The organism is Lysinibacillus sphaericus, from assembly GCF_006864135.1.
Taxonomy (GTDB): domain Bacteria; phylum Bacillota; class Bacilli; order Bacillales_A; family Planococcaceae; genus Lysinibacillus.
On record NZ_SADV01000026.1, the window covers coordinates 50,718 to 59,805 of the forward strand.

Sequence of the window (9,088 nt, forward strand, 5' to 3'; positions counted from 1 at the left end):
AAAGGCTCCTTAAACGAGGAGTCTTTTTTATTTGTTAAAGAATCTAATTCTATTTTCAAATTATGGATTAGGAGGTGTTTCGTTCGCAAAAGAGGTGGAACGCGTATTGTTCCTTCGGTTCTCCAACTTTTTTTGATGTAAATATGCGCTTTAGCATATTTGTTCATCACCAATCGGATGTAGAAACATTCGGTAATTAAATTTTAAGTGGCTACCTGAAAATATTCGCTTCCAAGCAATATTCAAGTTAAGATGGAATCACATCATATGACTTAAAGGGGAATAGCGACTTGAAGACAATACTGACGAAAACAATATCGATGGATGCAGACTCGTTTTTTTATAGTTATAAGAAGCAAACAGAAGCAGAACAAGCACATGTATTTTTAGAAAGTGGACGTGGAGGAAATTTTACAATAGCTGCTTGGAATCCACTAGCTACAGCACAATCGATCGAGAATGGTTTACTTGTAAATTGGAGAAATGGTGAGACTGAAAATTTAAACGGTGAACCTCTTGCTTTGTTAGAGAAATTAGTAGAGAACTATCACATTGCATATAATTCTGAGCTTCCTGTTTTTCAAGGTGGGGCTATTGGGTTTGTAGCATACGATTACGCTCGTAAAATTGAAGTGTTACCTAATACTGCTGTGGATGATTTACATATACCAGATATTTATTTTTATATTTTTGATTGCTGGGCAGTACACGATGTGAAAACAAATAAAGTAACGCTTATGAAGCTAGCTGATTGTCATGTAGATTTGGAAGAATGGGCTAATATGTGGCAAGGGGCAGCGCAAGAAGGATTGCTTACACGAAAATTTGAAAAAACAAGCGCTGTCGAAATAGTAAATGACGAAAGTGAATTGTTAGTATCATTTGCTGGGACTGCCTTTGAGGAAGCAGTAAGTAAAATTCAAACATACATAGCGCAAGGTGATGTATTTCAAGTGAATTTGTCGGTACGTCAATCCAAAAAATTAAACGCAACTTCAATGGATGTATATGAAGCATTACGTGCATTTAATCCTTCACCTTACATGGCTTATATAGAAGCGCCAGATTTTGCAGTTGTTTCGGGTTCACCTGAGCTTTTGGTGAAGCGTCACGGGAATGAGTTGTCTACTCGACCAATCGCTGGTACACGACCAAGAGGAAAATCGGAGGCTGAGGATTTAGCGTTAGCGCAGGAATTGATTGATAACGATAAGGAACGTGCTGAACATGTAATGCTTGTTGATTTAGAGCGCAATGATTTAGGGAGAGTATCTACATATGGGACTGTTGAAGTAGATGAGTTCATGGTGATTGAACGCTATTCACACGTGATGCATATTGTTTCCAATGTACGAGGAGAAATAGCTGAGGAGAAAACCAATGCAGACGTTATCCGTGCCATGTTCCCAGGAGGCACAATAACAGGTGCACCTAAAATTCGTACGATGGAGATTATTGAAGAATTAGAACCTGTAAGACGAGGGTTATATACGGGTTCAATTGGCTGGCTAGGTTTTACGGGTGATATGGAATTTAATATTGTTATTCGTACAGCATTTATTAAAGATGGAGTAGCACATATTCAGGCAGGAGCAGGCATTGTTATTGATTCTGTTCCGGAAAGAGAATACCAAGAATCCTTAAATAAAGCGAAGGCGATGTGGCAGGCAAAGGCAATGGCAGAGGAGCGAGCAAAATGATTTTAATGATTGATAATTACGATTCTTTTACGTATAACCTTGTACAATATTTTGGGGAATTTGGACATGAATTAGTGGTCAAAAGAAACGATGTATTAACGGTGAAAGATATTGAGCAGCTTGCACCAGATATGATTGTCATTTCTCCGGGGCCATGTAGCCCGAATGAAGCGGGTGAAAGCCTGAACATTATTAAGTATTTCGCGGGAAATATTCCGATTTTAGGCGTTTGCCTTGGCCATCAAGCCATTGCTCAAGTATTCGGAGGGAATGTTATACGAGCTGAACGTTTGATGCATGGTAAAACATCACCTGTGCTACATGCTGAAATAGGTTTGCATAAGGGGATGCCAAATCCATTTGCAGCTACTCGTTACCACTCCTTAATTGTAGAAAAGGAAACGTTACCGGCATGTTTTGAAGTGACGGCATGGACAAAAGAAGGCGAAATTATGGGCATTCGTCATAAGGACTATCCAATTGAGGGAGTGCAATACCATCCTGAATCGATTATGACGGAGCGAGGTAAAGAGCTTCTACGCCAGTTTATAGATTTGTATGTTGAGGGAGCGAAGTAAATGCTGTGCTGGATGAATGGAGACTATATAGCGGCGCAGGATTTGCGTATTTCACCATTTGATCATGGATTTTTATACGGGTTAGGCTTTTTTGAAACGTTTCGAACGTACAAGGGCAAAGTGTTTTACTGGGGAGCACATATGGAAAGGTTGCAAACCGCGCTTTCTCAATATCGTATTCATATGCCGTATACGGAAGAGGATTTACTAAAGGTTGTTCAGCAATTAAATGAACAGGCCAATGGACAAGATGGGTATTTCCGTATAAATGTCTCGGCTGGAGAACATAGTATCGGATTGCAGCCTACTGAATATAGACAACCAAATGTTATTGTTTTTCGCAAAGAATTACATGATACACCTCGAGGTATGGAAAAAAACGCACAGTGGCTTGTGACACCGCGTAATACTCCTGAAAAAGGGCTTCGAGTGAAATCGCACCATTATGGCAATAACGTTCTTGGACGTTTTGAGATGCCATCTTTGGCGCAACAAGAGGGCTTCTTTTTAACGGGAAATGGCTTTGTTGCTGAAGGTGTAACATCAAATATCTTTTGGGTGAAAGATGATATACTATATACGCCTTCTTTAGAGGCTGGTATTTTACCTGGGATTATCCGAGCGTGGGTAATTGAGCGAGCACAATCTCTAGGGATTAAGGTAAAAGAAGGTTTCTTTACTAAAGAGGATGTAGAGCAAAGTTCAGAGTGCTTTATTACTAACTCTATACAAGAGCTTGTTCCAATTTTTAAATTAGAGAGCAAGCAGTTATTAGGCAATAAAGGGCCTGTTTATTCGCGTTTACATGAAGTATTTGTCAATGAAGTGGAACAAGAATAAAAGGAGAGTTAACATGCTTGAAAAATATACAACACCATTAACTATTAATGGGATCACGTTAGACTATACAGCAGAAACTTTTGTGATGGGTATTTTAAATGTCACACCGGATTCATTTTCAGATGGAGGAAAGTACAATAACGTTGAAGCTGCTGTTGCTCAAGCAAAAAAAATGGTAGCTGATGGCGCTAAAATTATTGATGTTGGCGGAGAATCAACACGCCCGGGTTATGAACGTATTTCCGATGAAGATGAAATTGCACGAATTGTACCAGTTATTCAAGCTTTAGTAGCTGAAGTACCAGCGGTTATATCGGTTGATACGTATAAAGCGAACGTAGCTCGTGCAGCTATTGAAGCGGGTGCCCATATTATTAATGATATTTGGGGAGCGCAAGCTGAACCCGAGATCGCACAGGTTGCTGCACATTTAAATGTACCGATTATTTTAATGCATAATCGAGACAACACTAATTATGGTACTGATTTCTGGATGACGGCAAAGGCTGACTTAGAGAAGAGTATTGCTGTTGCTCGGAATGCAGGTATACCAGATAATCATATTATTTTAGATCCAGGCATAGGCTTTGCGAAAACTACTGCTCAAAATATCGAAATGATGCAGCATTTAGAGGATTTAGTAGCAATGGGTTATCCTGTTTTGCTAGCGACTTCACGTAAGTCAATGATTGGTAATGTCTTAAAGCTGCCTGTTGAGGAACGTATAGAAGGTACAGGAGCAACAGTTGTTTACGGTATTGAAAAAGGCTGCCATATGATTCGTGTGCATGATGTAAAGGAAATGGCACGATCTACACATATGGCTGATATTTTAGTAGGTAAGCGTATTTATAAGGAGGAAGCATGATGGACTATATTCATTTAAAGGATATGCAGTTTTACGGCTATCATGGCGTTTTAGCGGCGGAAACAACACTTGGCCAACGCTTCCGTGCCAATGTTTCACTTGCTGTTGATATGACAAAGGCTGGAGAGACAGATGACTTAAATCATACGGTGAACTATGCAGAGGTTTATGCGTTATGCCGTGATATTGTAGAAGGAGAGCCGTTCAAGCTTATTGAAGCGCTTGTCTCTAAAATAGCAAACAGTATTTTAGAGACATACTCAGAAAAGGTTAAGGGGGTTCGCGTGGAGCTTATTAAACCAGACCCACCAATCCATGGCTATTATAAAGAAGTATCGGTAGAAATAACACGAGGTGATTACTAATGAATGATGTGTATTTATCGATCGGTACAAATATGGGAGATCGATTTGAAAACTTACAACATGCTGTTACCTTTTTAAAGGGCAAAGAGGAAATTGAAGTTGTACACATTTCTTCTGTTTATGAAACAGCTGCTGTAGGCTACACGGATCAGGCACATTTTTTAAATATTGCTGTTCATATTAAAACGAGTTACTCATCTTCCGAAATGCTGAAAATTTGCCAATGGGTTGAAAGCGAACTTGGACGTGTTCGTGAATTTCGATGGGGCCCTCGCATTATAGACCTTGACATTCTACTCTACAATCACGAAAATGTTGAAACAGAGAGCTTAATTGTTCCGCATCCAAGAATGTATGAGCGAGCTTTCGTATTAGTACCACTAATAGAAATTACGCCTGCACCAGTTGGCCAACAACTGCAAAGGGCACATGATATAATGCAACGGATGAATTGTGAAGAGGAAGGCGTAACTTTATGGCGAGCATCAGCAGAGCCGAAAATTATGCAGTCCGTTAATTAAGTCTCTAATCCAGTGGTCAAAGATAAAGGGTGTATCGGCTGCCTATAACATCTGCGGCAAAAGCCAAATTCGGATACCATCATGCTGAGGCATAATTGATTTGAGTAGCATTAACAATTGATATATATGGAATAGGTGAAAACCTATAGAAGGAGGAAAACAGCGTTGAGTCAGACAACTGAGAAACCGTTTCAAATTGGCGATATAGTCATGGACAACCGTGTTGTATTAGCACCAATGGCAGGAATCTGTAACTCTGCTTTCCGTTTAACGGTTAAGGAGTTCGGAGCAGGGCTAGTATATGCAGAAATGATTAGTGATAAAGGGATTGTCCAGAAGAACGAAAAAACACTAGGCATGCTTTATATCGATGAGCGTGAAAATCCACTTTCATTGCAAATTTTTGGTGGTGATAAAGCAACGCTAGTGGAAGCGGCTAAGTATGTAGATGAAAACACAACTGCCGATATTATCGATATTAATATGGGTTGCCCAGTTAATAAAATTATTAAATGTGAAGCGGGCGCCCGTTTACTTTTAGATTCGAATAAATTATATGAAATGGTAGCGGCTGTTGTAGATGCAGTAAAAAAACCTGTCAGCGTGAAAATGCGTATTGGTTGGGATGACGAGCATATCTTTGCTGTAGAGAACGCACAAGCTGCTGAACGTGCCGGTGCTGCAGCGGTAGCTGTTCATGGACGTACACGTGTACAAATGTACGAAGGAAAAGCAAATTGGGATTTCATTCGTCAAGTGAAGGAAAATGTAAAAATCCCTGTGCTTGGTAATGGCGATGTAGAAACTCCTCAAGATGCGAAACGTATGCTTGATACTACTGGGGTGGATGCAGTAATGATTGGACGCGCTGCGTTAGGCAATCCATGGATGATTTATCGTACAGTTCAATACCTTGAAACTGGCGAGTTAAAAGAAGAGCCGAGTGTACGCGAAAAAATTGATGTGTGTTTGCTACACTTTGAACGCCTTATGCAATTAAAAGGAGAAGGTGTGGCGGTACGTGAAATGCGTAAACATGCTTCATGGTATTTAAAAGGTATTCGTGGTAATGGTAAAGCGCGTAAAGCGATTAACCAAACAGAAACTGCGGTAGAGCTTCGTGCGCTATTAAATGGAATTGTACAAGACTATGAAGAGCTTGAATCTAATTTAATAGTACCAGAAGCAAAAGAATTAATTCTTTAATACACTAAATAGACGTCTCTCCGTTCGTTTTGAGACGTCTATTTTTCTGCCAACATTAATTTTTAGAATTATTAATCATTTTTTCTCTTATGGAAATTAAAACGAAACAGATGATTACAACAATAAAATTGTGTACAATAGAAATATTATGGACGTAAACGCAACGCGGACAATTTAATAAGGAGTGAAACAAGTGTCAAACATAGAAGAATTAAATGATCAGCTTTTGGTGAGACGCCAAAAAATGACGGCTATTCGAGAAAATGGTCAAGATCCATTTGGTAGTCGTTTTGAACGTACGCATTTATCAACAGAAGTGCGTGAACAATTTGCAGATCAAACAAAAGAGCAGCTAGAAGAAAACCTACAAGAGGTAATTATTGCGGGTCGTATTATGACGAAACGCGGTAAAGGAAAAGCTGGCTTTGCGCATATGCAAGATTTAAGTGGCCAAATTCAAATTTACGTTCGTCAGGATCATGTTGGCGAAGAAGCATATGAATTATTTAAACAAGCTGACCTAGGTGATATCGTAGGTATTCGAGGTAATGTATTCCGAACACAAGTAGGAGAGCTTTCAGTCAAAGCTGAAGAATTCACATTCCTATCAAAAGCTCTACGCCCTATGCCAGAAAAATTCCATGGCTTACAAGATGTTGAGCAACGTTATCGTCAACGCTATTTAGATTTAATGACGAATGAAGATAGTAAAACAACATTCATTACACGTTCGAAAATTATCCGTGCTATTCGCAATTATTTAGATAATGCAGGATACTTAGAAGTAGAAACACCAATGCTTCATACAATTGCTGGTGGTGCAGCGGCTCGTCCGTTTATTACACATCATAATGCACTTGATATGGAATTATATATGCGTATTGCAATCGAGCTGCATTTGAAACGTCTAATTGTTGGTGGACTAGAGAAAGTATACGAAATTGGTCGTGTTTTCCGAAATGAAGGGATTTCAACACGCCACAATCCTGAATTTACAATGATAGAGCTGTATGAAGCTTATGCAGATTACAAAGATATTATGTCTCTAACTGAAAACCTTATTGCTCATGTAGCTCAAGAGGTTTTAGGTACTACTACAGTTCAATACGGTGAAGATGAAATTAATCTTGCTGTAGGCTGGAAACGAGTTCATATGGTAGATGTAGTAAAAGAAGCTACAGGTGTAGACTTCTGGCAACCAATGACTAAGGAACAGGCTCAAGCGCTTGCTAAAGAACATGGAGTAGAAGTTAAAGAAACACATGAGGTAGGGCATATTATTAACGAGTTCTTCGAGCAAAAGATTGAAGAGACTCTTGTTCAGCCTACATTTGTTTATGGTCATCCAGTAGAAATCTCACCTCTAGCAAAGAAAAACCCAGAGGACGAGCGTTTCACAGACCGTTTCGAACTATTTATCGTTCGTCGTGAGCATGCAAATGCCTTTACAGAACTAAATGATCCAATTGACCAACGTGAGCGCTTTGAAGCTCAGTTAGCTGAAAAAGCAGCTGGTAATGATGAAGCACACGAAATGGACAATGATTTCATTGAAGCATTAGAATACGGTATGCCTCCAACAGGTGGATTAGGTATTGGTATCGACCGTTTAATCATGCTTCTTACAAATTCACCATCAATTCGCGACGTATTACTATTCCCAACAATGCGCCATACTACTAAATAGTAGTTTTAAAAGGTTATCTTGAAAAAGCAGGAGTCGAGGTGCAGAAGAAGCACTAAGACTCCTGTTTTGCATCTTCGGTGATGAAATAAATTAGAAAGAATTAAGTAGAGTATTTAAATGATGAATGAATATAAGGTATACTTTTAGAGTTCTATAATTTGCGGATTAAATAGAAATAGACATTATCAAAAGTTTTATTGGAGGCTTATAATGAATTATAAAATCTTTAACAAACAAGTATTTGAACAGGCACAAGTACGATCAGTATCAGATGTCCTGTTAACTGAAGAAGAGCTTGAACATGGTATGAAATTAGCGGTTTCTAAGTCGGATCCAACTCTTACTTTATATTTAGTGGATGTAAACGGTCAGAAGAAATTCGATGTCCGTTGGGATGATTCCTCTGAAATTTTCACTGGCTGGTATTCGGCGTGGGATAATTTCACTTGGTGCCTAGATATAGTCGATGGACAAAATAATTAATTAACTTAGTAGATTTTCAGATTTAAGATTAAAAAATAAACCGTGTTTGAAAAGAGAACATATAATTGTATCTTATTCGGATTTCTTTTCCTTGTTATTTTGTAGCAGAACAATAAAGGTAAAGAAGTAACAAACGTGAATAAGTAGGAGTCGAGGTGCAGGAGAATCACTTTGGCTCCTTTTTTCCGCGATTGAGTAATTTGTAAGGGCAATGACGCATTACAATGTGTGTGTGATCGTTGATGCTTTTTCAAGGGAAGCTTGAGAAAGTGTTCTTTAAATAGGCTTTATTTTGATTTCTTCTTATTTAATTTGTTGAGATTTATGAAAAGGAGATGTATAGTAAAACAAATAAAGTGATAGCTAGAAGATTATAAGAATTAATTAGTGCTCGAAAAAACGTAAAATAGCTTACTAATTCTATTTTTATAAAAAAAGATAATTTTATAGCGAAAAACACTTGCGATTGTATTGGAATCATGATAAATTATTACTTGTCGTTAAGGCGACGTAAGAAATAAAACGGATTGAAAAAAACATCAAAAAAAGATGTTGACATTTAAATCCTAGATTGATAATATATAAGAGTTGTCACTTTTCGAAAAGAAGTTAAAAAACTTCTATAAAAAAAGAGTTGACAACGAAAGTGAAAAATGTTATACTATAAAAGTTGTTGAAATAAAACGACAACGAAATGAACCTTGAAAACTGAACAAGCAAAACGTAATCAATAAAGTTTTTTAGTAGCTAACCTTGAGTTGGCGAACGAAACAAAATTTTGGACATCAAACATGATGCCAGCAAAACAATTTGAGCTAATCAAATTTCTTTTATGGAGAG

General features: G+C 38.1%; 9 protein-coding genes. All 9 read left to right on the top strand.

The genetic code is table 11. The annotated features are described in order from the left end of the window. Positions 1-290 precede the first annotated feature (290 nt). A complete protein-coding gene (locus tag C7Y47_RS20845; protein WP_436970130.1) occupies positions 291-1,700 on the top strand; it encodes an anthranilate synthase component I family protein in 1,410 nt (469 codons plus the stop codon). Beyond that, positions 1,697-2,278 (top strand): aminodeoxychorismate/anthranilate synthase component II, encoded by a 582-nt coding sequence (gene pabA, locus C7Y47_RS20850; protein ID WP_142510505.1) that lies wholly within the window; start codon positions 1,697-1,699, stop codon positions 2,276-2,278. The genes C7Y47_RS20845 and pabA overlap by 4 nt, the downstream gene beginning before the upstream one ends. Then, positions 2,279-3,118, top strand: a complete 840-nt coding sequence (pabC, locus tag C7Y47_RS20855) for an aminodeoxychorismate lyase (protein WP_142510506.1) — start codon at positions 2,279-2,281, stop codon at positions 3,116-3,118. A 13-nt stretch (positions 3,119-3,131) separates the two neighbouring features. Then, the gene (gene folP / locus C7Y47_RS20860) at positions 3,132-3,986 is read left to right on the top strand and encodes a dihydropteroate synthase (RefSeq protein ID WP_142510507.1); all 855 of its coding nucleotides are present in this window, start codon (positions 3,132-3,134) and stop codon (positions 3,984-3,986) included. After that, positions 3,986-4,351: a dihydroneopterin aldolase gene (gene folB, locus C7Y47_RS20865; RefSeq protein WP_132364396.1), complete on the top strand. Its 366-nt coding sequence runs from the start codon at positions 3,986-3,988 to the stop codon at positions 4,349-4,351. Before folP ends, folB begins: the two co-directional genes overlap by 1 nt. Then, complete coding sequence (folK, locus tag C7Y47_RS20870; protein WP_142510508.1) at positions 4,351-4,872, top strand: 2-amino-4-hydroxy-6-hydroxymethyldihydropteridine diphosphokinase; 522 nt, start codon at positions 4,351-4,353, stop codon at positions 4,870-4,872. Before folB ends, folK begins: the two co-directional genes overlap by 1 nt. Before the next feature lie 165 nt (positions 4,873-5,037). Next, positions 5,038-6,078, top strand: a complete 1,041-nt coding sequence (gene dusB, locus C7Y47_RS20875; protein WP_142510509.1) for a tRNA dihydrouridine synthase DusB — start codon at positions 5,038-5,040, stop codon at positions 6,076-6,078. Positions 6,079-6,262: 184 nt separating this feature from the next. Continuing rightward, complete coding sequence (gene lysS / locus C7Y47_RS20880) at positions 6,263-7,765, top strand: lysine--tRNA ligase (protein WP_185903554.1); 1,503 nt, start codon at positions 6,263-6,265, stop codon at positions 7,763-7,765. A 210-nt stretch (positions 7,766-7,975) separates the two neighbouring features. Beyond that, a complete protein-coding gene (locus tag C7Y47_RS20885) occupies positions 7,976-8,248 on the top strand; it encodes a hypothetical protein (protein WP_142510511.1) in 273 nt (90 codons plus the stop codon). Positions 8,249-9,088: the final 840 nt, after the last annotated feature.

What these genes read in the sequence shown, in the direction of transcription:
- C7Y47_RS20885 (WP_142510511.1), top strand. Translation starts at nt 7,976, where the DNA reads ATGAATTATAAAATCTTTAACAAACAAGTATTTGAACAGGCACAAGTA.
- folP (WP_142510507.1), top strand. Translation starts at nt 3,132, where the DNA reads ATGCTTGAAAAATATACAACACCATTAACTATTAATGGGATCACGTTA.
- pabC (WP_142510506.1), top strand. Translation starts at nt 2,279, where the DNA reads ATGCTGTGCTGGATGAATGGAGACTATATAGCGGCGCAGGATTTGCGT.
- pabA (WP_142510505.1), top strand. Translation starts at nt 1,697, where the DNA reads ATGATTTTAATGATTGATAATTACGATTCTTTTACGTATAACCTTGTA.
- folK (WP_142510508.1), top strand. Translation starts at nt 4,351, where the DNA reads ATGAATGATGTGTATTTATCGATCGGTACAAATATGGGAGATCGATTT.
- folB (WP_132364396.1), top strand. Translation starts at nt 3,986, where the DNA reads ATGGACTATATTCATTTAAAGGATATGCAGTTTTACGGCTATCATGGC.